Raw genomic sequence first — 26,317 nt, forward strand, 5'->3', positions numbered from 1 at the left:
TTCTTGTAATCATGAAAAAAATAGGTTTGATTTTAATCATTATATTTTTGGGACAAATTATTCAATCATGTCATGATAATTTTGATGATATGAATGTGAGTCCTAATAATGCAGAAGAAGTTTCGCCAAATTACCTGCTATCTTATGTTATTTCAACGACGACAATGCAATTTTATGGTCTAATTAATGAACATACTGATATAGCAGGTGCAATGCAATATACACAAAGAGGGACAGAATTTAATGCAGCAAACCAAAACTGTTATCAGTGGGGAAAAGGTTCGTGGAGTGGGTATTATGACATTTTGAGGACCAATCAACTGATGTACGAATTAGGAGAAAAAGAAAATAACCAATTCTTTATGGCGGCATCATTGATAATGAAATCATTCACTTTTGGTTTGCTGGCCGACCTGTTTGGAGATTGCCCTTATTCTGAAGCCCTACAAGCTGGTACTAGCTTACTGTTTCCAAAGTTTGATGCACAAAAAGACGTATATGAAGGAGTTTTAACCGATTTAAAAACGGCGTCAGAACTCCTCGAAGGGTTAGATTCCAAACTGAGCGTCTTGCCATCTTCTGACCTTCTTTATAAAGGAGACAGAGATAAATGGATAAAGTTTGCTAATTCTCTTAGGTTGAGATATTGTTTACGACTGCACAATAAAAAAGACCAATTGGGTATTAACACGGTAAGCGAGTTTCAGGATGCGGCAAATAAGGTTTTTGGAAGTAATGCTGATAATGCTACGTTAGTGCTTTTAGGCCTGGCAGGCGAAAATTCAGCTGTTGGCGGCCCCGTCAGATCTTCTAATAAACCATATGCATTTAAACCCGGAAAACCATTGGTTGAATACCTGAAAGAAAGAAATGATCCAAGGCTTCAGCGTTGGGTAAATCCGGTAGAAAGGAAATGGGATTTTAATGCTTCAGAAGAAACTACGATAGATTACATCGATATTTTTGGGAATAGTTATCAAATGACAATTTTGCCAACAGATGATACAAGCCTTGATACTTCTGTGTATGTAGGATTGCCTATAGGATATGATGACCTGGAATTTTTAGGAAATTACAACAGAGGCGATGGCATTAGGGATTACCCTGATGAAAGAAGCACTTATATTTCTTATTTGACACCCATCTATTTTGAAAATAGTAATGATTTTGTTAATCCGTCATTAATTACCTATGCAGAAGTTGAGTTTATATTGGCTGAAGCAGCCTTATTAGGAGATTATGGCGTATCGAATGCCGAGGACCATTACAAAGCCGGGATTAGAGCTTCGATGGAACAGTATAAAATATTGTCGGAAGCACAAGGTTTTGATTTTGATGCATTCTACAGTCAACCGACAGTTAGCTACAGTAGTTCTTCTATAACCAATAAGCATGAACTTATTATGACACAAAAATGGATTGCCCTTTGGTTGCAGGCAGAACCATGGTTTGACTGGCGAAGGACTGGATACCCGGATTTTGAACCGGCAGCAAATCCTGCTTATGGCCCGGCATTGCCTTTAAGACTTGCCTATCCAGAACCATTTGCTGATCCTCAATATGTAGAAAAGTATGAAGAGGCAGTGAGTAAACTGGAAAAAACCAGTTTTGTCCCTTCCAATCAATCAAATGACCATAGTTACTCAAAAACCTGGTTATTGCAGGGGACCGGAAAACCCTATTAGTGTTAAGATCGAATAAAAGAGGTTGTTCTGCGTGTTAAAATGCGCAGAACAACCTCTTTATTTTTAAGGTAATGGTGCCAGAAATAGTTGGTGGAATTGATTATTTTTACAATTTTTTCAGGTAATTCCTTATTTCCATCAACATACCATAGAAAAACATGTGTGTCTAACAAAAGGTCCATTACATGTATTCTTTAAAATCATCAATAGGATCATCAAAACCAGGCTTTAAAGTAATTTTTCCTTTTGCATAACCAAATACCCTGTCTTTCTTTATTTTTCTTTTTCCCTCTTAGAATGGAGGAAGTCAACAAAATCAATTACATCCGTTTTTTTAAGAATCAGGCAATGATGATATTTTAGTATACAAACTTAAATCTGTCATTTTTTATGTTTTTGTTATTCGAAGATTATAAATTGATGTAGCGCCATCAAAAGGTAGTTACTTATCAGGTAACTGTTTTTTTCTAACTCATTAAGCTCGATCCTAAGTGTTTTCCTTGAAGACAGGAGTCTGCGAAAATCAGATACATCTGCGGGGACATAGGAAGGATTCTCCCGCTGATTTATAGCATTGCTTTATCATAATTGAAAGTGAAAATTATTATTTTAGCCCACATTATGAAAACACTATCCGTATTGGTTGTAAATCTTGCAATTTGTTTGTCCGTTTTTTCACAAACAGATAATGCAGTACTTCTTGAAGCCGAGAACTTCCAAAATAAAGGCGGCTGGGTGGTCGATCAGCAGTTTATGGATTTAATGGGATCGTCGTACCTTATGGCACATGGAATGGGCGTTCCGGTGGAAGATGCCAAAACAACGGTGGAATTTCCTTCCACGGGAGAATACAATGTTTATGTTCGTACTTTTAACTGGACCTCTCCCTGGTTCGAAGGACAGGGGCCGGGTCGTTTTCAGTTGATGGTTGACGGGAAAAATACAGGTCCGGTATTGGGGACTACCGGCACCCAATGGATGTGGCAACAGGTTGGAAAGGTTCGTATCCTCAATAAGAAAACAACGGTCAGTTTGCACGATCTTTCCGGTTTTAACGGCCGGGTAGATGCCATTTATTTTACAACAGAAAATACACCACCTCCCAACGAATTAAAAGCATTGGGCAAATTCCGGAAAAAGCAGCTCGGTATCCCGACAAAACCAGAAAAAACCAGAAAGTTCGGCCTGGTGGTCGTAGGCGGTGGTGTTGCTGGTACAACGGCTGCCATTTCTGCTGCCAGACTGGGTTTACAGGTGGCACTGATTCAGGATCGGCCTGTTCTGGGAGGGAACAACAGCTCAGAAGTTCGTGTTCATCTGGGAGGCAGAATAAAGGTGGAACCGTTTCCTGCCCTGGGCGATGTGGTAAAAGAGATCGGTCCTTCCCGCGGAGGGAATGCGCAACCTGCCGAATATTACGAAGATGAAAAGAAAATGGATATGGTGCTGGCAGAAGAGAATATCTCTCTCTTTACAAACTACCGGGCCTTCGAAGTAAAAACAAAAGGTTCTCGCGTTACAAGGGTGTATGCCCGGCACATTGAAACCTCGGAAGAAATCGCTTTTTTAGCGCCGTTGTTTGCTGACTGCACCGGAGACGGAACCATCGGTTTTCTTGCAGGTGCCGACTTTGCTATGGGGCGTGAAAGCAGGGATGAATTTGGCGAAACCACAGCGCCGAAAAAGGCTGATAAGTTGACAATGGGCTCTTCGGTACAATGGTATTCCGTGGAGGAAAATGATCCTGTTTTTTTTCCTGTTTTTCAATATGGAGTGGAATTCAACGAAAAGAATACCGAGCAGGTAACCATGGGTGAGTGGACTTGGGAAACGGGAATGAACTTCGACCAGATTTATGATTTCGAACGCATCCGCGATTATGGGTTGCTGGTGGTTTATTCCAACTGGTCGTTTCTGAAAAACTTCAGCCCGGTAAAAAATGAATACAAAAACAGGAAGCTGGAATGGGTAGCTTACATAGCAGGTAAGCGCGAGTCGCGCCGGTTAATGGGCGACCACATTCTTACGGAACAGGACGTTACCGACTATATGGTTTATCTTGATGCTTCGGCGCCCACTACATGGACTATTGACCTGCACTATCCCGACCCTAAAAATACGGAACACTTTCCCGGAATGGAGTTTAAATCTATTGCAGTGCATAAAAAGATCCATCCTTACCCTATACCTTACCGCTGTTTATACTCAAGGAATGTGGACAATCTGTTTATGGCCGGAAGAAATATCAGCGTAACCCACGTGGCTTTGGGGACTATTCGTGTGATGCGAACGACCGGAATGATGGGAGAAGTAGTGGGCATGGCCGCTTCAGTTGCTGCGAAGCACAGCACTACTCCGCGCGGGGTGTATGAAGAACATCTTGGGGAACTAAAGGCCCTTATGGAAAAAGGGGTGGGTAAATACAATGCGGAAAACATGCAAAATTACAATGAGGGGTCAACGTTGGGGCCAAAGGAATAAAAAAACAATCAGGTAATAAGCTTGTTAAAGTTTCATCAGGTACAAACCTTGAAGGTTTCCGAAACCTTCAAGGTTTATATAATCGAAGTTGTATATGATAACATCTGTAATAAAATATTTCCTCTTGTTTCCTGTTGTATTGGGAATCCTGATGCTTACCGGTTTTTCCGGGGCTTTTCCCGACAGGCCGGAAACCGGCTTCTGGGCCATGGAGGGTACGCTGGTTACGCATTATTTCGAAGAAAAAACCGATTCACTTTCAGGCCCTGAGATTTTTGAGCTGCAGGATGAAAACGGGCTGCCCATCTGGTTTGGCAGGCATGTATTTAAAGATGTATGCATATCCGGTGAATGTAAAATGATTCGTCTTTGGTTGTTTTGGGATGGCGCAGGAAATTACCTGGGGATGCAAATTCCGGAGGGGAAACCCCTCACTAAATCAGACCATACTCCTTTTGAACAGGAAGATTACAAAAAACTGGATGGCATTCTCAGCGATACAGCCTCTATCCTGAAAGATTTAAAGCAGGAAGATTTGATTGTTGTGCCCGACACAATCGACCCCTACAAAGCTTACGAAGTGGACGGATATACAGCAGCCACCCGCCCTGCGCTTGCCGAGGTGGTGGTAAAAGATGCCGTTTACTCCTGCCATACCCTGTGGCATACGGTTTACGGTCCTGTTCAGAATGCCATTTTTGAAATTTTGGAAAAGCAGGTAAATGAAGAGTTTCTTGCTTTGATGTTCCGCAGTAAAAATCCGGCCTATATTTCTTTTGCCATTCGCAGTATGGAGAAGTTTCCGGAATACAATGAAACTTTTTATCCCAGGGTACTTGATTGTGTTCGCTCCGAAAATCAGCCACTTGCCAAACAGGCGCTGGATTATTTTAATCCCTCTCTGTTAGAAGATACTCTCATTCAAAATGAATTGGTCGATATGATGTCCGGGGTTGATATGAATTTAAAATATGGGATTCTTTGGAAACTTATCGGATTACAAAAGGTGGATGAAAAAGTAGTGCTGAAACTTTTAAATATGTTTGAAGAAGAAACCCTGGGAGTGGGCGCGCTGAACCTGATTTATCGTCTCATTTCTACAGAGCACCTGAACAATAATCCGGAAATTGCGGAAGTGCTGAATAATCTCACTAAACATGAAAATGGGTATGTTCGAAATCTGACGCAACGTTTATTAAATATAACAAGTCAGGTCAAATAATTTTATTCTGTATTGACATATTTTAAGGGCGATTTACATTGATTCCCTTGAGGAATGCAAAGAATATTGAGATAAAAAGAATGTGCCTGTTTCAAATTAAAATTGTAGTTTAGGACCTCGTTTTTATATTTATCTGATGATTATATTTTAATTTTTTATTGATGATTTCACTTATAATTTCCCTGTTGGTATTACTTGTTGGCTACCTGGTTTATTCTAAATACATTGAGCGGGTTTTTGGTGCCGATGGCAACCGAGCTACCCCTGCCATTACGATGGCTGACGGGGTGGACTATATTCCCATGCCGTGGTGGAAGATTTTTCTCATTCAGTTTTTAAATATTGCCGGGTTAGGCCCCATTTTCGGCGCTGTAGCAGGTGCTATGTGGGGACCGGTGGCTTATATCTGGATTATTTTGGGTTCTGTATTTGCCGGGGCGGTACACGATTATTTTTCGGGAATGCTTTCTATCAAACATAATGGATTAAGTATTACTGAGATTGTGGGTATATACCTGGGGACAGCCACCAAACAGGTTATGCGCGGATTTACCGTGATGCTGATGGTGATTGTGGGGGCCGTTTTTATTTTGGGCCCGGCGAAAATACTGGCAGGCCTGACACCCAATTATGCCACGATGACCTTCTGGGTATGGATTGTGTTTGGCTATTATATTCTCTCCACCCTACTACCCATCAATAAAGTTATTGGGCGGATTTATCCTGTTTTTGGATTTGCCTTGCTTTTTATGGCTGTTGGGCTCATTGTGGCACTCTTTGTAAAGGGCTATCATATTCCTGAACTTACATTGGATAATTTTAAAAACTTTCACAGTCAGGCTGAACAGTTTCCCATTTTCCCGATGTTGTTTATAACCATTGCCTGTGGTGCTATTTCGGGTTTTCATGCCACACAGTCGCCGCTTATGGCCCGCTGTATGAAAAATGAAAAGCTGGGGCGCAGGGTTTTTTACGGAGCCATGATTACAGAAGCGGTAGTAGCTATGATTTGGGCTACCATCAGCATGAGTTTTTTTGGAGGAATTCGGGAATTGAACGATATTATGACCGAACAGCAGGGGAATGCCGCCTGGGTAGTGAATGAAACAGCCAATGTGTTGCTGGGTAAATTCGGAGCTTTCCTGGCTATTCTCGGTGTGGTCGCTGCTCCCATCACGTCGGGAGATACTGCCTTTCGCAGTGCCCGGCTTATTGTGGCTGATTTTCTCAAACTAAAGCAGGGACCGATAAAAAACCGGCTGCTTATCAGCGTTCCGCTGTTTGCCATCGGCTTTTTTCTGACGCAAATAAATTTTGATGTAATATGGCGCTATTTTGCCTGGTCAAACCAGACACTGGCTACTGTGGTGCTATGGACTATTACAGTTTACCTTGTCAATTACCGGAAAAATTACTGGATAACGTTGATTCCTGCATTGTTTATGACCTCAGTAATAACAACCTACCTCTTTCTGGCTCCGGAAGGTTTTCACTTACCGAAGGAAATAGCTTATCTGATTGGAGGTGGCGTAACTGTTTTGTCGATCATATTGTTCAGAGTCTATCTGAAAAAAACGCAGCGGGCAACCTCTGTGGCATAATTATAAATCTAAAATAAAAACGTATTATCCTAAATCTATGGCAAAATTCAAGCTCTCTTTAATGATGCTCCTTCAATACATGATGTATGCTGTCTGGTGGGTTCCGCTGGCCGCTTATCTTACGAACCTTGAAGTGGGGAGTACTCAAAAGGCATTAATTTTAAGTTCAATGGCTATCGGCTGTATGTTTTCACCTTTAATTGGAATGTTAGCCGACCGGTTTTTTTCTGCACAAAAGGTGCTGGCTGGGTTAAATTTCGTCCATGCAGGTATGTTACTTTGGGCAGCTACAACAAGTAATCCGGATGTTTTATTCATTTGTCTTTTGCTGGCTATGCTGGCTTATATGCCTTCATGGGGCCTTACCAGCGCCATTGCCATGGCACATCTGCCTTCAGAAGATTTTCCCAAAGTGCGGGTATTTGGATCCATCGGCTGGGTGGCATCCGGTATATTCAGCATCATCTTCATCAAATTTTTGAATATTGATTTTGACGGGACACACATCCCTTTTTATTGTGGCGCCGGAGTAAGTTTTCTGGCTACATTTATCAACCTGGCCCTCCCGGATACACCTCCGCTGGCCAAAGGGCAAAAGGCCACTCTCATAGATGCTTTTGGGCTTCGGTCGGTACAACTGATGAAAGATCGTAACTTTGCCATTTTTATCGTTTTGTCCTTTCTTTCCCTTATCCCTTTTGCCATGTACTACTCCTTTTTCTCGGAGTTTTTGCTGAATATCAATACGAAATATATTTCAGTAACCATCAACTGGGGTGTGCTGGCTGAAATGGGTTTTATGTTGCTGGTACCTCTGGCAATTCGAAAATTCGGGCTACGAAAAACCATGGTGCTTGGACTGGTGGCACTCACTATCCGTTATCTCTCTTTTTATGCAGGAGGGGTCATTACACAGCCCTGGATGTACTACATCGGGATTTTATTTCACGGGTTGATTTTTGGCTTTTTCTATGTGGGCGGTCAGATTTATATAGATAAAAAAGCGCCTAAAGAGCTGAAATCACAGGCACAGGGATTCATTTTCCTGGTAACATTCGGGGCGGGTTTGCTGGTGGGCAATTTTTTGTGCGCCAACCTTATCGATCATTACAAAACCGCATCAGGTTATAACTGGAATGCTATATGGGGCATTACCACGCTGGTGTCGGCAGCATTGCTGCTGGGATTTGTACTGCTGTTCAGGGAAGATAAAGATTTACGAAAATCCGTACAGTCAACCTAGAGAAAATAATATGTCATGATTAAAACAACCTGTCTGTTACCTGCCCTCATTCTGTTTTTTGCCGCGTGTCAAAATCAACCAGGGAAGGAAACGGTGCGGCAAAAACCAAACATTATATACATTCTGGCTGATGACTTGGGATATGCCGAATTGGGTTGTTACGGACAGGAAAAGATTGAAACGCCTCATATTGATGCGCTGGCTTCGGAGGGAATGCGTTTTACACAACATTATTCAAGCGCACCTGTATGTGCTCCTGCGCGTTGTATGTTACTTACCGGTTTGCATGCCGGGCATGCCCAAATCAGAGGGAACGACGAATGGGCCGAACGGGGCGACGTATGGGATTTTGAAGCGATGGCAAACGATCCGAACCTGGAAGGGCAGCGTCCGCTGAAACCAGGAACGCAAACCATCGGCACCTTACTGCAACAGGCAGGTTACAGAACCGGTGTTGTGGGCAAATGGGGCCTCGGCGGACCACTCACCGAAGGCATCCCCAACAAGCAGGGATTCGACTTCTTTTATGGGTTTAATTGTCAGCGGCAGGCACATACTTATTTTCCGGTTCACCTGTGGAAAAATACTGAAAAGGTGCCACTCAATAATAGAATGGTGCCGCCGAGTACCGGACTTCCGGAGGGGGCTGATCCCCATAATCCTGCATCATACAGTGATTTTTGGCTTGAGGAGTATTCTCCTGAGTTGATGCAAAAGGAATTGATTCAGTTTATAAAAGAGAACAAAAACCATCCGTTTTTTATGTATTATGCCAATCCGATTCCCCATGTTCCATTACAGGCGCCCAAACGCTGGGTGGACTACTACATGGAAAAGTTTGGTGATGAGGAGCCTTACACCGGTGATCAGGGATACTTCCCTCATCGTTATCCGCGTGCTTGTTATGCCGCCATGGTTTCCTATTTCGACGAGCAGGTGGGAGAAATTCTAGCGACGCTGAAAGAGCTGGGATTGTATGAAAATACAATTATCATGTTTTCTTCCGACAATGGCCCTACTTTTAATGGTGGAACCGATTCACCCTGGTTTGACAGTGCCAAACCCTTTAAAAGTGAGCAAGGGTGGGGGAAAGCCAATCTGATGGAGGGAGGGATACGCATCCCGATGATTGCCAACTGGCCCGGGGAAATTGAACCGGGTTCCCAAACAGATCTTATTTCTGCTCAATATGATGTGCTGCCTACCCTTTGTGAAATAGCAGGAATTGAACCTGCCGGTAATGTGGATGGTATCAGTTTCTTGCCAACCCTTTTGGGACAAGGCAACCAGGAAGAACACGGATTTTTATACTGGGAATTTCCGGCGTCGGGCGGGCAGCAGGCAATCCGAATGGGAAAATGGAAAGGCATCCGGAAAAATATTTTCCGAGACAGCCTGCGGGTTCGTCTTTACAATCTGGAAGAAGACATGCAGGAGTTGAACGATGTTTCTGACTTGCACCCGGAGATCGTTCAAAAAATGGAAGCCATTTTTGTTCAGGAACATACACCGGCTGAATTGGAACGGTTTAAAATAAAGCAGTTGGGAGATTAGAGGTTGTATTTAATCTATTAAAATTAGAAAGTTTCAATATAAGTCGGACCATTGGAAAAATTCGGTTTTAGCGGGATTTTTTTGTGACTGGTTCCCTGTCTGACTGTACAAGCTGGGCTGGCATGTTTAGAATTTTAAAAATGAATAATTATAAGAACATGAAACTTTCAGCATTATTCCTCCCTGTTATATTCTTTCTAATAACCTCCTGCTCCCAAAAAACCGAGTTTTCGGCTAACTTCGATAATACGCACAACCGTATTTGGATAGGTAAAAACTTCTGGTCTGTTCCATTGGAAGACTGGAAAGTAGAAGAAGGCAAACTGCACTGTATTGGTACTGTTCCGGAGTCGCGGGTAAACCTGCTTACCCATGTACTATCGCCGGAAGAAGGAAATTTCAACCTGTCGGTAACGATTGGCCTCACAAAGGAAGGTAGTGCTGGGGGGTCTGCCGGATTTCTCGTTGGGATAGTCGACAAAGAAGATCCTGATATCAGGGCGGCATGCTATTTTGGAGAAGGAATAAAAGCCGGGGTCAACCTGGAAGGTTATGCCTTTTTACAAACGGAAAAAGTTGAGTTACCCGAGGGGTTCGATTTCAGCGAATTTAATATCTCTGTTGCCGGAAGTGGCAACAACCTAAAAATGAAGGTTATTGACAAAGCAGGAAACCATATAAAAGAACTTTCCCTTCCTGTGGAAGAAGAAATACAGGGTCTTGTTGCGGTTGTCAGTAACCTGAGGCCTGAAGGAAAAGAAAAATCTGGAAACTCCACGTTTTGCTTCGATGATCTGAAATTGTCGGGTTCTAAAGTGGTTGCTCAACCTGACGAAGCTTTTGGCCCCGTTCTTTGGACCATGTACACTCTGAGTAAAGAGACGGTAAAAATGATGGCTTTATTGCCGCCAGTCGGAAAGGATGACAATCAGGAAGTAAGTCTTCAGTTAAAAGTAAGTGAAGAGTGGAAAACGGTTGCGACAGAAAATATTGATCCCGATTCCCGAACGGCCGTTTTCAAACTGCAAAACTGGGATGCTACAAAAGGTGTGAATTATCGTATTGAGTATATCGAGCGGGAAAAAGGCGGAGCCGAAACGCCGGAATATTATGCGGGAACCATTCGGAAAGATCCCGTAGATCGTCCTTTAAAATTTGGCGGGCTTACCTGCCAGTTTCATTTCGGATTCCCGTATTCGCCGTTGGTAGAAAACGTAACAAAGCTTGATCCCGATATCCTTTATTTTTCAGGAGACCAGATTTATGAAGGCAACGGTGGTTATCCAATAAAACGCGAACCGGCTGATGTTTCCATCGTCAATTACCTTGGTAAATATTATATGTTTGGGTGGGCATTTGGCGACCTGATGCGCGACAGGCCTACCATTTGTACACCTGATGATCACGATGTTTTTCATGGTAACTTATGGGGTGAAAGTGGAATTTCCAAACCGGGAGGAGCAGGTAGTTCAGATACACGTGGGTTTATGCAATCGGTAAAAATGGTTAATGTTGTGAATCGTACCCAATGTGGGCAATTGCCAGATCCTTATGATGCATCACCTATTGAACAGGGAATGAGCGTTTGGTACACTGGTCTTACTTATGGGAGGGTGAGTTTTGCCATTATCAGCGATCGCATTTTTAAAACCGGCCCGGAGGCAGTTTCGGATTGGGAGGGGCGCCACGACCATATGAAAGAGCCCCGGGAAGATTTGTCATTTTTGGATAAGCCGGGAGTAGAATTAATCGGTAAACGGCAGACTGAATTTCTTAATGACTGGATAATGGACTGGGAACAAGCCGATATGAAAGTATTGCTTTCGCAAACGGTTTTTGCCAATGTCGCTACCCATCACGGTTCGTTGAGTAATTACCTGTATGGTGACCTCGACTCAGGGGGCTGGCCAAAAGCAGACAGAGATAAGGCCATTCGTTTAATGCGTAAAGGGGCCGTTTTCCACATTAATGGCGACCAGCACGTTCCTTCTTTGCTGCAATATGGGCTTGAAAACTACCGTAGTGGCGGTTGGAGTTTTTGTACGCCTGCTATTGCTGTTATATACCTTCGCTGGTTTTTACCGGATGAACTAGGTATATCGGTTGTTGACCGGCCTGAACATGGCTATCCCAACACCGGGAAATATGAAGACGCTTTTGGCAACAAAAACTATGTGTATGCCATTGGAAATCCCGGGAAAAACACAGTGGATAGGGATAGTCGTTACAATCACGCCCAAATCCGTTCATCAGGTTTTGGGTTTGTGACTTTTGACCAAAAGGAACGAACCATTGTTGCTGACGCCTGGCGTTTCAAAGCCGATGTGGAGAATCCCAATCCTATGCGCGACCAATTTCCGGGGTGGCCTTTGGAAATTTCGCAATTCGACAATCTGGGATTGGGGGCTGAAAATGTCCTGCCCGAAATTACCATTACCAAACCGAACCAGTTAATGCAGATTCGAAATGAGAAGACCGGCGAACTGGCACAAATTTATCGTTTGAAAGGCAACATCATTCAACCTAAATTACATTCAAGCGGAACGTTCAGGGTTATTATCGGTGAAGATGGGAACCAAAAAGAGATTGCAGGACTGAAAACCCTAAAAGGAGAAAATCCAAAAGAGGTTCTGGTGGAACTTTAATGAAATAAGAATCTGCGGAAATCAGTGTGTTCTGTGGGAGAATAAGGAGATAGTTCCCGCAGATTGCGCCGATAATCGCAGAAAAACTCAGTAATTTGGGACAAACCAGAAGTTTTAGATATGAAGGAGAATGATATTTTTTGCAAAATCAAACACGTTATTTTTTTGTGTCAAAGATACACTGGGACAGGAGGTTTAGGAATTAGTAGTAAATTATAGGAAAGTAAATAAATTTTGGTTTACCATTGTACTCTGCGAAAATCTGCGTGTTCTGCGGGAGAATAAGGAGGAAGTTCCCACTGATTACGCCGATAATCGCAGAAAGACTCAATAACTTCAGAACAAACAAAAGTTTTTAGTTATGAAGGAGAACAATATTTTTTACAAAGTCAAAGGTGCTATTTTTAATGTTTAAAATTTACTGGTACCGGATTTATAGGAGTCAGCTTGTAAATTAGAGGGAAGAAATAATTTAGCCGGCCGTTTTACTCTGCGCGAATCTGCGTGTTCTGCGGGAAAACAAAAAGAAAGTTCCCGCTGATTGCGCCGATAATCGCAGAAAGATTCAATAATTCGAGTTAAACTAAAACTTTCAGATATGACAGAGAATGAAATTTCTTATAAAATCAGGGGTGCTATTTTTAACGTATACAATGCATTGGGGCCGGGTTTGTTGGAATCAGCTTATGAGGCTGTTTTAGCTTATGAACTGAACAAACAGGGACTGGATGTTAAAACACAAGTGCCTTTGCCATTGATTTATGAAGAGGTCAGGCTCGATGTGGGTTACCGGCTTGATATTCTTGTTGAAAATAAAGTTATTATTGAAATAAAATCTGTTGAAGCTATTTCTGAAGTGCATCACAAACAAGTGATTACTTATTTGAAATTATCAGACTTAAAATTAGGGTTGCTAGTCAATTTTAATTGCAATGACATTCAAAAATCAATATACAGGAAAGTAAATAAACTTTAGCCGGCCGTTTTACTCTGCGCGAATCTGTGTGTTTTGCGGGAGAATAGGAAGAAGGTTCCCGCAGATTGCGCCGATAATCGCAGAAAAACTCAGTAATTTGGGACAAACCAGAAGTTTTAGATATGAAGGGGAATGATATTTTTTGCAAAATCAGATACGTTATTTTTAATGTTTACAATGTACAGGGATCGGATTTACGGGAATCAGCTTGCAAATTATAGGAAACTAAATAAATTTTGGTTTACCAATTTACTCTGCGCGAATCTGCGTGTTCTGCGGGAGAATAGGACGAAGGTTCCCGTAGATTGCGCCGATAATCGCAGAAAAGTTCAATAACTTCAGAACAAACAAAAGCTTTTAGTTATGAAGGAGAACAATATTTTTTACAAAATCGGAGGTGCTATTTTTAATGTTTACAATGTCTAGGGATCGGATTTACGGGAGTCAGCTTGTAAATTAGAGGGAAGAAATAATTTAGCCGGCCATTTTACTCTGCGCGAATCTGCGTGTTCTGCGGGAGAATAGGAAGAAGGTTCCCGTAGATTGCGCCGATAATCGCAGAAAAATTCAATAACTTCAGAACAAACAAAAGCTTTTAGTTATGAAGGAGAACAATATTTTTTACAAAATCAGAGGTGCTATTTTTAATGATTACAATGTCCAGGGATCGGATTTACGGGAGTCAGCTTGTAAATTAGAGGGAAGAAATAATTTAGCCGGCCATTTTACTCTGCGCGAATCTGCGTGTTCTGCGGGAGAATAAGGAGGAAGTTCCCACTGATTACGCCGATAATCGCAGAAAGACTCAATAACTTCAGAACAAACAAAAGTTTTTAGTTATGAAGGAGAACAATATTTTTTACAAAGTCAAAGGTGCTATTTTTAATGTTTAAAATTTACTGGTACCGGATTTATAGGAGTCAGCTTGTAAATTAGAGGGAAGAAATAATTTAGTCGGCCATTATACTCTGCGGAAATTTGCGTGTTCTGCGGGAAAACAAAAAGAAAGTTCCCGCTGATTGCGCCGATAATCGCAGAAAAGTTCAATAACTTCAGAACAAACAAAAGCTTTTAGTTATGAAGGAGAACAATATTTTTTACAAAATCAGAGGTGCTATTTTTAACTTGTTGGTAGTCAGTATTTCGAATGTTTTGATGGTTGCCCTGAATTCATTGCATTTTCGTAAATTGCAGGTAAATACAATTAAAATTAATTGAAAAATGGATAAGAAAGTTGTACGTTCCGTTAGTTCCGGTAGAAACAGTGTGCCGGCCAATAAAAAAAACCGTGGATATTTTTATCTGGTCTTCCTTTCTGTGATAATTATTGGATTGGCAGCAGGTTCCTGTAAGAATTCTGAGCCCAACTGGTTGCGCGGAAATATGCACACCCACACTTTTTGGAGCGACGGAGATGAATTTCCGGAGAGTGTGGCTCGTTGGTACAAAGAAAACGGATATGATTTTCTTGCTATGACAGATCACAATACAATATTAGCAGGAGAGCGTTGGAAAAATTTCCCTGAGGACCATGCAACACTTCATAAATATGTGGAGGAATATGGGACGGAGTGGGTAGAAATGCATTCTCATGAAGAAGAGGGAACCCAGCGTGTACGTTTGAAAACCCTGGAAGAGTTTCAGTCGATGTATGAAGAACCGGGAAAATTTCTGCTTGTTATGGGCAATGAAATTTCCAATCCACATTCAGTTCATTTACTTGGATTCCATCAGGATAGGGTGATTCCAGCCATTCAGGGTACCGTGAACGAGCGGGAGGAGATGATTCGGAGAACGGTTGAGAATATGAAAGCTTACCGGGAAGAAACCGGAATAAATGCTCATCCGGCGCTGGCTCATCCTAATTTCAGGTGGGCCATTACGGCTGAAATGATGCTGAATGTTCCTGAACTTCGTTTTTTCGAAGTTTTCAACGGTCACCCGATGGTAAATAATACGGGGGATGAAAGCCGGGCAAGTACCGATAGAATTTGGGATATTGTGTTAGCCAACCGACTGATATCCGGTGATGGAGAACTTCTTTATGGACTGGCTACAGACGATGCCCACAATTATCACGGAGGTGGGGCCGGTCCTGGTAGAGGGTGGGTAATGGTGCGTTCAGAAGAACTTTCTCCGGAGGCCATTCTTGATGCCATAGACAAAGGCGACTTTTATGCTTCAACCGGTGTTAAACTAAAAGATATTCAGTTTAATGGGAAAAACCTGAAAATTAAAATCGAGCCACAGGAAGGCATTGAATTTACAACGGAATTTATCGGTACACAGAAGGGTGTGGATACAACTGGTAAACCTACATTGGATGCGGAAGGCAATGAAATTGAAAATACCACGATGACCTATTCCGGAGAAATTGGAAAAGTACTTGCATCCAGTCAGTCATTAACCCCTTCGTATCGGTTTACCGGAGATGAGTTGTATGTGCGGATCCGGATCACTTCTTCGGCAGATCATATCGATCCAAATACAGGAAAATTGTTGGGGAAACAAAGAGCCTGGGTGCAACCGCACGTTCAGACAAACTAAAATTGGGTACTCCAATTTTTGTGTTAAGACGGTTCATTTTCTCCGGGCGGCATTGAAATATTATCGACCTAAAAAAATAAAACGATGAAGCCAATTATTTTTTCTGTACTGATTTTAATCGGAATGCTTTCGGGATGTTCTCCTGCCGAGCGATCAGATGAAAGGAAGCCATATCCCAATGTACTGTTCTTTTTTGCCGACGACCAGCGAGCCGATGCTTTGGGTTGCTCCGGGAATCCATACATTAAAACACCTAACATTGACCGGCTGGCTGAAACAGGTGTTCGTTTTTCGAATGCATATGTAATGGGCGGTCACCATGGCGCTATTTGTGCACCCAGCCGGGCCATGCTCATGAGTGGGAAGAGTTTATTTCATGTTTACGATGTTCTGGAAGGAATAAAAACCATGCCCATACATTTTGCTGAACAAGGGTATGAAACGTTTGGAACCGGTAAATGGCACAATGGAAGCAGTAGTTTCGAGGCCTCTTTTCAGAAAGGGGAGAATGTTTTTATTGGCGGCATGAGCGATCACTTTCAGGTGCCGTTGCGTAGCCTTGGGAAAGATGGCATACTGACCGAACCTGTTGAAAAAGGATACTCAACTGATCTTTTTGCCGAAGCCGCTCTGGACTTTTTGCAAAAATATGCAGCCGGTAGCAGGGAGGCCCCGTTTTTTTGTTATGTCTCTTTTACCGCTCCCCACGATCCGCGTTCTCCCCGGGATGATTATATAGGCATGTACCCGGATGAAAACCTACCGCTGCCGGGAAATTTTAAGGGACTGCACCCTTTTGAATTTGATGATCTGAATATCAGGGATGAGACCCTTGCCCCGTGGCCGCGTTCTCCCCAAATTATCCGGGCTTCATTGGCCGATTACTATGCATTGATTACCCATTTGGACGAGCGAGTAGGCGGTATCATAGAGCAGCTCAAAAAATTGGAACTTTTTGAAAATACGATTATTGTTTATGCTGCAGACAACGGGCTGGCCATTGGAAGTCATGGATTGCTCGGAAAACAGAATTTGTACGAACACAGCACCAAAGTTCCTTTAATCATTTCCGGTCCGGGAATTCCGCATAACGAAACGACCGATGCGCTGGTTTACCTGTTTGACATTTATCCAACCCTTGCCACATTGTGTGGATTACCGGAACCGGAAGGGGTTGACGGCAAAGATTTGAGCCGGGTGATCCGGGGGGAAACAGAAAGTGTTCGAAATACAATATATACCGTTTACCGAAACACGGCAAGGGCAGTCCGCGACGATACATGGAAATTGATATGGTACCCACAAAGAAATTATAAACAGCTTTTTAATCTAAAAAACGATCCACTGGAACTTTTGAACCTGGTAACACATCCCGGCAGTCAGTCAAAAGCAGAGGAAATGATGGCATTGCTGGAAAAGTGGTATGCCGAAACTAACGATACAGCTACTTTATTCCCTGCGACTAATTTACCGCTGGAATATGATTACAAAAAGTTGCAACAGATTCCTGACCGGCATCAGCCGGAGTATGTGTTGAAAAGGTATTTTGGGAGATAGCCGGGGAAATGCTTTGGCACTTTTATGTTGCTGATTCATTTGGCTGGTATCCTGTATCTTCTTTTAGTCCTGCACCCAGTGACGCTTCTACGGCCAGTTGGTCGCAGCGTTCGTTCAATGGATTGTTGGCGTGGCCTTTAACCCATACAAAACTCACATCATGGTTTTTATATATTTCGAGAAAACGTAACCACAGGTCGGGATTTTTTTTCCCTTTAAAGCGTTTTTTTACCCAGTTAAAAACCCAGCCTTTTGTCACTGCGTCAGCTACATATTTTGAGTCAGTATAAATGGTGACTTTGCTTCCCGGTATTTTTAACGTTTCAAGTGCCACAATCACAGCCAGGAGTTCCATCCTGTTGTTGGTGGTGAGCCGGTAGCCTTCTGAGAGCTCTTTGCGGTACTGTCCGGAAAGAAGCACTATTCCGTAACCTCCCGGACCGGGGTTGCCGCGGGCTGCGCCGTCAGTATAAATTGTTATTTTGGGTTGAGTCATTTTAATTCTTTTATGCAAAAATGAAACAAAGATTTTAAAAAACAACAAAAAACCCCGCCTGAAAAGACGAGGTTCATGCTTTGGTCTTTATTTTAAATATTATTCCATTATTACCATTTCGTCGATGAGATGGGTAGCGCCGGCATATTTATCGATAACCCACAGCACAAAGCGAATGTCTACGTTGATACATCTTTGCAGGTCGGGTTCGAAGGCAATGTCGCCACTCATCGCTTCCCAGTTTCCGTCGAAAGCTACACCTATTAATTCGCCGTCGGCATTGAGTACCGGACTCCCGGAGTTACCCCCTGTGATGTCGTTGTTCGAGATAAAACAGGTGTGGAGTTCCCCTTCTTTACTGGCATATCGTCCGAAATCTTTTGCCTGCAGCAGGTTTTTCATTCTTTCGGGAACGTGAAACTCATCATCTCCCGGAATTTCTTTTTCCACATAACCATCGGAGGTAGTGTAGAATTTGTAAACGACACCATCGCGTGGTTCGTAGTCGCTTACCTGTCCGTAAGTGAGGCGCATGGTAGAATTTGCATCAGGGTAAAAGTTTTTATCCTGTTGCATTTCCATCAGCCCGGCCATAAATAACCTGTTGCCGGTATCCAGTAAATCATTGTTCTCTCCTGCCAGATCGTTCAGCTCTCTGAATTTATCAAAAATATCGCGTGCAGCCTGAAAAGCCATATCCTTTTCCAGTGTTTTGGCATTGGGGTCCTGCAAAAACTCACTTAACTCATCCTCGTTATCAAATACGGAATTCTTAAACATTTTTTCGGTGTACTTTTCGAAATCACCTTTGTATTTCTTTTGTACTTCTTTGAAAAAATCCGGATGGTATTGCGGGGCAATATTATCGGAATATAATTTAAGCAGGGCAGCTGCCACTTTTTGATCGGTACGGGCATCATAATCTTTAAAATGGGCATCCATTCCGCTTGTTACCCGTGTTTTAATCATTTCGATAAAATCCGGACGGCTTTCGCCTTCACTTAACAAGCGGTAGACCGGTAAAGCCCGGTAGGCAAACATGAATATTTCAGGGCCACGTACCATAGCTTCTGCCATGTATTCCTGCGCTTCACTGATTTCCTTTTCGCTGTATGCTTTTTCAATATATTCCAGCGCTTTCCCATATTTCTTTTTGCGCGTATTGTCTGTACTTATCCATTGGGTAAAGTCATCTTCCAGCGCCTTCTTTTTTTCTATTACATTCAGATTCCCGAGCCCGCGGTTTTGTCCGATACTGTATTTGTAATAATTGGAACTCCGTGCATATTTTGATGCGTACTGGATGCGTGCCTTTTGGCTGCTACTCATGTATTCATCAATGATGCGCAGTTTCTCTTCCCTCACGTTTACGCGTACGGGATTGGTAACGTCCATCGTATATTGTACGCCGTAAGAAGTTTTATACCGGTTCGTGCTTCCGGGGTAGCCCAATACCATGGCAAAATCGCCCTCATCCACTCCTTTCAGGGAAATAGGGAAAAAATGTTTTGGGTTGTATGGAATATTGTCCTCCGAAAACTCGGCAGGTTTTCCGTCAGGGCCCGAATAAACGCGGAAAAGTGCAAAGTCGCTGGTATGGCGCGGCCACATCCAGTTGTCTGTATCGCCTCCGAATTTGCCAAGCGCCTGAGGAGGAGCTCCTACAAGCCGGATGTCTTTAAATGTCTCAACGACAAAAAGATGATACTGGTTTTCATTGAAGAAACTACGCACGTAAGTTTCATAATGTGTATCGCCTTTGGCCTCTTTTTCCAGTTCTCTCGTAGTGGAGTAAATTTCTTTATTCCTTTCTTCTAGGCTCATATCTTCAGACAAGTTAGCCATCACTTTATCGGTTACCTCTTCAATTTTTATAAGGAAGGAAACCGATTTTCCCGGATTTGGCAATTCTTCTTCACGGGTCATGGCCCAGAATCCATCCTGCAGGTAATCATTCATTACGCTCGAATGGCTTTGGATTTCGTCATATCCGCAGTGGTGATTGGTAAGCAATAAACCGTCATTCGATATTAATTCTCCTGTGCAGGAGCCACGGTCGAGAGCAACTACTGCATCTTTAAGGCTGGCTTTATTGATACTGTATATTTCTTCGGCACTCAGCCGTAACCCCATTTGCTGCATTTCAGAAATATTCAACCTATGCACCAGGGAGGGTAACCACATCCCTTCGTCAGCTATTGCTCTCCCCCAAAATGCAAAAACCAGGAGCAGCAAAATACTCAATCTTCTCATGTCCTCAATTCAATTTTACAATTATTTAGAAAGTGCAAAGATAATATTTCAGTTTTCATAGCTCTGTGATTTGTATCGTGTTTAAAGACAGTATTTGGTTAAAAAAATCTAAACCGGGCGGCGATTTCTCAATTCTTGTTAAATTTGTAGCTCTCAAATGAAAGGCAGAGAGAAAGTGAAGAAAAAGATATTAAAGAAGCTAAACGATCGCTACCGTTTAATTATATACAACGATACTACATTTCAGTCGGTTTGGAGTATGAAACTCAGTCGGCTGAGGGTTTTTACCATTACGAGCCTTCTGTCCGCAATTATTGTTTTTCTTGTTATTTTACTGATTGCCACAACGGGTTTACGCGAATATATTCCCGGTTATCCTAAAGCAGAATACCGGCAAATGCTGGTGCTTTCGGCCCTGAAAGTTGACTCGCTTGAGAACGAACTACGCCAGCGTGATCAGTTTTTTAACAGCATACAGGCCATTGTTTCGGGCGAAGTTCCGGAAGATAATTTGTTTGTGGATACCACGGTGCAATCCAACCAGGTAGAGTTCACTGAATTTAACCACGATTCAGTATTTCAGGACAAGTTGCTGGCAGAGCAAACCAGCCTTTCTTTGGGGACAGATAACAGCAGAAAGCTTAGCCTTAGCCAGATTCATTTTTTTGTGCCTGTAAAAGGGGTTGTATCTGACAAGTTCAACGCGGCAGTCAATCATTTCGGAACGGATCTCGTGAGCGAACCAAGTGCCCGGATTTATGCCATTTTGGACGGAACAGTTGTTTTTTCGGGTTGGACTATTGAAACCGGTTACGTTATTTATATTCAGCATGATGCCGATTTGATTTCGGCGTATAAACACAATTCGGAATTACTTAAAAACAAAGGAGACAGGGTCCGGGCCGGAGAAGCTATCGCCATTATCGGGAGCACAGGTGAATTGTCAACCGGGCCGCACCTGCACTTTGAATTGTGGCACAACGGGACCGCACTCGACCCGGAAGAATACATTGATTTTTAATTTTTTATGAAGAAACGAATTGCCATCCTCGGTTCAACCGGTTCAATAGGTACCCAGTCGCTCGATGTGATCGACCAAAACCCCGATATGTTTGAGGTAGAGGTGTTGACTGCCAATAATAATGTGGAGTTACTTGTCGATCAGGCTAAAAAGTATCAGCCCAATGCCGTTGTTATTGCCAATAAAGACAATTATAAAACCGTAGCAGATGCTTTACAGAATGAACCGGTTAAAGTATTTGCCGGAGCAGAGGCGCTAAACCAGGTTGTGCAAATGGATTCCATTGATTTGGTAATTACTGGTATGGTTGGTTATTCCGGGCTTATTCCCACCTGGCATGCTGTGAAAGCGGGGAAAAACATTGCCCTGGCTAACAAAGAAACGCTGGTTGTGGCAGGTGAAATTATTACGAAGCTGGCAATAGAGAAACAGGTGGATATCCTGCCGGTTGACTCGGAACATTCGGCTATTTTTCAGTGTTTGACGGGAGAGATTGCCAACCCAGTGGAAAAAATATATCTTACCTGTTCCGGGGGGCCTTTCCGCGAAAAATCAAAAGAAGACCTGGGAAAAGTAACGGTTGCCGATGCCCTGGCACATCCGAACTGGGACATGGGCGCTAAAATAACCATCGATTCAGCAACCCTTATCAATAAAGGTTTTGAAGCCATTGAGGCGCATTGGTTGTTTGGCCTTCCTTCTTCAAAAATTGAGGTTATCGTTCATCCGCAATCCATTGTTCATTCCATGGTGCAGTTTGAAGACGGTTCGATAAAAGCACAACTCGGGCTTCCCGATATGCGACTGCCCATTCAGTATGCTCTCGGTTTTCCTTACCGGATAAAAAATGATTTTCCCCGGTTCAGCTTTCTCGATTACCCCACACTTCAATTTGAACAGCCAAATACAAAAATTTTTCGTAACCTTGCACTCGCTTTCGAAGCATTGGATGCCGGTGGAAATGTTCCCTGCGTCTTAAATGCAGCTAATGAAGTGGTTGTACAGGCATTTCTTGAAGGGAAAATCACGTTTTTGCAGATGCCGGAAATTATCGAAGAAACGATGGAGAAAGTAAGTTTTATTGAGAAACCTAGCATGGAAGATCTCATTCAAACGAATGCCGAAACAAGAAGAGTGGCACAATTGTTAACAGAAAACAAAATTTAAGAGAAAAAAATTGAATGGAAACAATATTAGTTAAAACGGCCCAACTCATTTTAAGCCTTTCCATACTGGTAGTTTTGCATGAGTTCGGGCATTTTATGTTTGCACGTCTTTTTAAAACTCGGGTAGAAAAGTTTTATCTGTTTTTTGATCCCTGGTTTTCACTGTTCAAAGTAAAACGCGGTGAGACAGAGTACGGTGTTGGATGGTTGCCGCTTGGAGGGTACGTCAAAATTTCAGGGATGATTGATGAATCGATGGATAAGGAAGCGATGAAATTACCTCCCAAATCCTGGGAATTTCGTTCAAAACCCGCATGGCAAAGATTGCTGATTATGCTGGGTGGGGTAATGATGAATTTTCTTTTTGCTTTTGTTATATACATCGGTGTTTTGTACGCCTGGGGAGAGGAATACCTGCCTACCGACAGTGTGAAATACGGAATTGTCGTAAATGAGGTGGGCGAAGAAATTGGGTTGCAGACTGGCGACAAAATTTTAACAGTGGACAACCAGCACATCGAAAATTTTAATAAAATTATTCCTACCGTTGTTCTCGACGATGCAGAAGCCATACAGGTGGAGCGTAACGGGAAGGTAGTGGATGTGGAAATTTCCGATGAGGATCTTGCATTGTTGCTGAAAAGTAAAACGGTGATGTCGCCGCGTGTCCCTTTCAGGATGAAAGTGGAAGGTTTTACTCCGGAATCTCCGGGAAAAGAGGCCGGACTGCAGATTGGGGATGAGATAAAAGGTTTGAACGGACAGAACTTCGGCTTTTATGACGAATGGAATAAAGAGCTTAAAAAATACCAGGGGAAATCTATTTTACTGACTGTAGAACGCAATGGGAAGAACCTGGATATGCCGATGGTACTTGGCGAGGATGGAATGATTGGTATTAAAATCAATCAGTTTCTCGAAGATTTTTTTGAGTTTAAAACCATCAATTACGGTTTTTTTGCTTCCATTCCGGCAGGGATACAACGGGGAGTTCAAACTACCAAAGATTACCTGAAACAGTTTAAGCTGTTTTTTAAGCCCGAAACAAAAGCATATGAATCGTTGGGTGGTTTTGCTACAATCGGAAATATTTTCCCAGCTACATGGGATTGGTTTTCGTTCTGGAATATGACGGCTTTTATCTCCATCATTCTTGCCATTATGAACCTTTTGCCTATTCCGGCACTGGATGGGGGCCACGTGATGTTCCTCTTCTTTGAAATGGTAACCGGAAGAAAACCAGGTGAAAAATTTCTCGAGTATGCACAAATTGCCGGAATGGTGTTGCTATTGGCTCTTGTACTTTATGCTAACGCCAATGATATAATAAAAATGATTAATGGAACATTTTAACTAAAAAAATTCTATTTTTGCATCAAACCATTTTTAACTTTGCATCATGAATTTATTTGTAATTGCAGGATTTATCGGACCACAGGAAATAATTATCATTTTAATTATAGTACTTCTCCTTTTTGGCGGACGTAAAATTCCCGAATTGATGAAAGGCCTCGGTAAAGGAATGAAAGAGTTCAAGAAGGCTACAAAAGAGGGCGAAGACGAAAGCGAAAAGGCTGAGCCGGAGAAAATTGAAAAATAATTTGATTCGGTATATCCCGAAAATCCCGTTGTTGTATTTTGCAGCAGCGGGATTTTTGTGTTATACCAATTTAATTTACACATTCCCAAACTGGTAAGATTTTTGTAGCAAAATTGGCGAACCAAAAAATGACAAATGATGAAACCAAAAAGAATAAACCAGATTTTTTTGCTATTTGCATTCATTGCATTGGTATCATGTAAAAACAATGAAGGCAGCGGTCTTTCAAAAAATGTTACCGGGAAGGCGGGAGAACTGATTGTTGTTATTACAAATGAATCCTGGGAGGGAGCTCCGGGAGAGCTTATTCGTAAGACCCTGGCGCAGGAACATATTGCCCTGCCGCAGGATGAACCGCTGTTCGACCTGGTAAAAGTGCCGCCGGAAGGATTTAAAAGCATTTTTAAAACTACTCGAAATATTATTCAAACCCGTATTTCCCCTAATGTCGATTCTATAGGAGTTTCTTTCCGGGATGATGTGTGGGCACGTCCGCAGGCAACAGTCATTATTCAGGCAAAAAACAAGGAAGAGTTTGAAAAGCTGTTTAATGAGAACAAAGAGCGCATTCTGTCCTATTTTGTTAATGCCGAAAGGAAAAGACTTACAGGAAATTACAATAAATTTTTTGAGAGGGGAATATATAATGTGCTGAATGAAAATTATGGGGTAACCATGAAAGTGGCGCCGGGTTTCCAGATTGCCGAACAAAAAGAGGACTTTATATGGTTTCGCTATGAAACTCCTGAGATTTCCCAGGGAATTGTGCTTTATACATTCCCTTATGTTTCTGACAGCGCTTTTACGGTTGGGTACCAGTTAAAGATGAGAGACAGTACCTTGCGTGTAAATGTTCCCGGACCAACAGCGGGTAGTTACATGGCTACGGAAAGAAGAGTTGAACAGATATATAATATTCTCGAGCACAATGGAAATTATGCTTCCGAAATGCGTGGTCTCTGGCGTGTTATGAACGATTTTATGGGCGGCCCCTATGTTTCATTGGCAGAGCTTGATGCGGCCAATCAACGTATTATTGTTGCTTTTGGTTATGTGTATGCCCCCAGCAAGGACAAACGAAATTTGCTGCGCCAGGTAGAAGCAATGATATATTCGCTTAGACTGAATAATCAGGCTGAAAATGACAAGATAAACAGCCAGGTAAAAATGGGAAACTAAGCGGGAACTAAAATTTGTTTTAGAATACAGCTTTTACAATTTCTTTTACATTGTCTGAAATTCCATAAGTATAAATATGAAGCGACGGGGCATTGTGGGCAACCAGATCTTTCGACTGGTAAATGGCCCATTCGGTACCTACCTCCCGGGCTTCTTCATTATTTTTACATTTAGCCAGTTCCTTTGAAAGATCCTGAGGTAGGTCGATGCTGAATATTTTTGGTAAAACAGTCAATTGGTTCTTCATGTTAATAGGCTTAATTCCCGGGATAATGGGCACATTAATACCTATTTCACGACATTTTTTTACAAAATCGAAATAAGCCTGGTTGTCAAAAAACATTTGTGTGACAATGTAGTCGGCACCGGCATCTACCTTTTGTTTGAGGTAGGAAAGATCCTGTTCCAGATTGGGCGCTTCAAAATGCTTCTCCGGGTAACCGGCCACTCCAATGCAAAAATCAAGCGGTGTATTATTTTTCAGGTCCTGTTCCATGTATTGCCCTTTTCCAAGGTTCACAATCTGCTCTACCAGTTCGTTGGCATGGGCATGTCCATTCTCTTCAGGTTTGAAAGTGTGCTGGTCTTTCAGTCCATCACCCCTTAGAGCCAACACATTTTGTATTCCGAGGAAATTTAAATCGATAAGTACATATTCGGTTTCACTTTTGTTAAAGCCGCCACAGAGAATGTGCGGGACTACCGGTATCCCGTACTTGTGTTGTATGGAAGCCGCAATGGCCACAGTTCCTGGTCTTTTCCTGATGGTGCGTTTTTTGATAGAGCCATCAGCTAGTTCCCTGAATTCCACCTCGTCGCGATGGGTTGTAATGTTAATGTACTTGGGGTCGTAATCTACCAGGCTTTCAATTGTTTTGTAAATCCGACCGGCATTGTTGCCTTTTAGTGGCGGAAGTAACTCGAAGGAAAAAACAGTTTTGTCTGAATTTTTTATAATGTCAATAACTTTCATATCATTCATATTTGGCGGTGCAAAATTAATAAAAGGTATCTGTCAATGCGAAAAAAAAATTGTTTCTGTAAGAAAATAAATAAAAATATCAGCAGATTGCTGATGTACTGAAGAAAGA

Annotated in this window: 18 protein-coding genes; 15 read left to right on the plus strand and 3 right to left on the minus strand. The window is 42.4% G+C overall.

Features of this window, described 5'->3' with window-relative positions; genetic code table 11:
* Nucleotides 1–11 precede the first annotated feature (11 nt).
* The 10 genes from D1164_RS05610 to D1164_RS05665 all read left to right on the plus strand — a co-directional run bounded on the left by D1164_RS05610 (nucleotide 12) and on the right by D1164_RS05665 (nucleotide 17,511).
* Nucleotides 12–1,685 (plus strand): SusD/RagB family nutrient-binding outer membrane lipoprotein, encoded by a 1,674-nt coding sequence (locus tag D1164_RS05610; protein WP_119348969.1) that lies wholly within the window; start codon nucleotides 12–14, stop codon nucleotides 1,683–1,685.
* Nucleotides 1,686–2,306: 621 nt separating this feature from the next.
* Nucleotides 2,307–4,166, plus strand: a complete 1,860-nt coding sequence (locus tag D1164_RS05620; RefSeq protein ID WP_119349055.1) for an FAD-dependent oxidoreductase — start codon at nucleotides 2,307–2,309, stop codon at nucleotides 4,164–4,166.
* Nucleotides 4,167–4,260: 94 nt separating this feature from the next.
* Nucleotides 4,261–5,388: a hypothetical protein gene (locus D1164_RS05630; RefSeq protein ID WP_147372056.1), complete on the plus strand. Its 1,128-nt coding sequence runs from the start codon at nucleotides 4,261–4,263 to the stop codon at nucleotides 5,386–5,388.
* Nucleotides 5,389–5,549: 161 nt separating this feature from the next.
* Complete coding sequence (locus D1164_RS05635) at nucleotides 5,550–6,989, plus strand: carbon starvation CstA family protein (protein WP_119348973.1); 1,440 nt, start codon at nucleotides 5,550–5,552, stop codon at nucleotides 6,987–6,989.
* 37 nt (nucleotides 6,990–7,026) lie between these two features.
* The gene (locus D1164_RS05640; protein WP_119348974.1) at nucleotides 7,027–8,232 is read left to right on the plus strand and encodes an MFS transporter; all 1,206 of its coding nucleotides are present in this window, start codon (nucleotides 7,027–7,029) and stop codon (nucleotides 8,230–8,232) included.
* A 15-nt stretch (nucleotides 8,233–8,247) separates the two neighbouring features.
* Nucleotides 8,248–9,786, plus strand: a complete 1,539-nt coding sequence (locus D1164_RS05645) for an arylsulfatase (protein ID WP_119348975.1) — start codon at nucleotides 8,248–8,250, stop codon at nucleotides 9,784–9,786.
* 140 nt (nucleotides 9,787–9,926) lie between these two features.
* A complete protein-coding gene (locus tag D1164_RS05650) occupies nucleotides 9,927–12,431 on the plus strand; it encodes an alkaline phosphatase D family protein (protein ID WP_172594350.1) in 2,505 nt (834 codons plus the stop codon).
* A 598-nt stretch (nucleotides 12,432–13,029) separates the two neighbouring features.
* Nucleotides 13,030–13,407: a GxxExxY protein gene (locus D1164_RS05655; protein ID WP_119348977.1), complete on the plus strand. Its 378-nt coding sequence runs from the start codon at nucleotides 13,030–13,032 to the stop codon at nucleotides 13,405–13,407.
* 1,221 nt (nucleotides 13,408–14,628) lie between these two features.
* On the plus strand, nucleotides 14,629–15,954 hold the full coding sequence (locus D1164_RS05660) for a PHP domain-containing protein (protein WP_119348978.1): 1,326 nt from the start codon (nucleotides 14,629–14,631) through the stop codon (nucleotides 15,952–15,954).
* Nucleotides 15,955–16,038: 84 nt separating this feature from the next.
* Nucleotides 16,039–17,511 (plus strand): sulfatase-like hydrolase/transferase, encoded by a 1,473-nt coding sequence (locus tag D1164_RS05665; RefSeq protein WP_119348979.1) that lies wholly within the window; start codon nucleotides 16,039–16,041, stop codon nucleotides 17,509–17,511.
* Nucleotides 17,512–17,533: 22 nt separating this feature from the next.
* Here D1164_RS05665 and rnhA read toward each other — a convergent pair whose 3' ends face one another.
* On the minus strand, nucleotides 17,534–18,007 hold the full coding sequence (gene rnhA / locus D1164_RS05670) for a ribonuclease HI (RefSeq protein WP_119349056.1): 474 nt from the start codon (nucleotides 18,005–18,007) through the stop codon (nucleotides 17,534–17,536).
* A gap of 99 nt (nucleotides 18,008–18,106) precedes the next feature.
* Nucleotides 18,107–20,260, minus strand: a complete 2,154-nt coding sequence (locus D1164_RS05675; RefSeq protein ID WP_119348980.1) for a S46 family peptidase — start codon at nucleotides 20,258–20,260, stop codon at nucleotides 18,107–18,109.
* A 157-nt stretch (nucleotides 20,261–20,417) separates the two neighbouring features.
* Here D1164_RS05675 and D1164_RS05680 point away from each other — a divergent pair, with 157 nt between their 5' ends.
* From D1164_RS05680 to D1164_RS05700, 5 genes are all read left to right on the plus strand, one after another.
* On the plus strand, nucleotides 20,418–21,281 hold the full coding sequence (locus tag D1164_RS05680) for a M23 family metallopeptidase (RefSeq protein WP_119348981.1): 864 nt from the start codon (nucleotides 20,418–20,420) through the stop codon (nucleotides 21,279–21,281).
* A gap of 6 nt (nucleotides 21,282–21,287) precedes the next feature.
* Entirely contained in the window at nucleotides 21,288–22,448 is a 1,161-nt protein-coding gene (locus D1164_RS05685) for a 1-deoxy-D-xylulose-5-phosphate reductoisomerase (protein WP_119348982.1), read from the plus strand.
* 14 nt (nucleotides 22,449–22,462) lie between these two features.
* Entirely contained in the window at nucleotides 22,463–23,800 is a 1,338-nt protein-coding gene (rseP, locus tag D1164_RS05690) for an RIP metalloprotease RseP (RefSeq protein WP_119348983.1), read from the plus strand.
* 46 nt (nucleotides 23,801–23,846) lie between these two features.
* Nucleotides 23,847–24,047 (plus strand): twin-arginine translocase TatA/TatE family subunit, encoded by a 201-nt coding sequence (gene tatA / locus D1164_RS05695; RefSeq protein WP_119348984.1) that lies wholly within the window; start codon nucleotides 23,847–23,849, stop codon nucleotides 24,045–24,047.
* Between the two features lie 135 nt (nucleotides 24,048–24,182).
* A complete protein-coding gene (locus D1164_RS05700; protein ID WP_119348985.1) occupies nucleotides 24,183–25,226 on the plus strand; it encodes a DUF4837 family protein in 1,044 nt (347 codons plus the stop codon).
* 19 nt (nucleotides 25,227–25,245) lie between these two features.
* On the opposite strand, the gene metF is transcribed toward D1164_RS05700, so the two are convergent.
* Nucleotides 25,246–26,199, minus strand: coding sequence for a methylenetetrahydrofolate reductase [NAD(P)H] (gene metF / locus D1164_RS05705; protein ID WP_119349057.1), 954 nt, complete (start codon nucleotides 26,197–26,199; stop codon nucleotides 25,246–25,248).
* Nucleotides 26,200–26,317 lie beyond the last annotated feature (118 nt).

The organism is Mariniphaga sediminis, assembly GCF_003573545.1.
GTDB lineage: Bacteria > Bacteroidota > Bacteroidia > Bacteroidales > Prolixibacteraceae > Mariniphaga > Mariniphaga sediminis.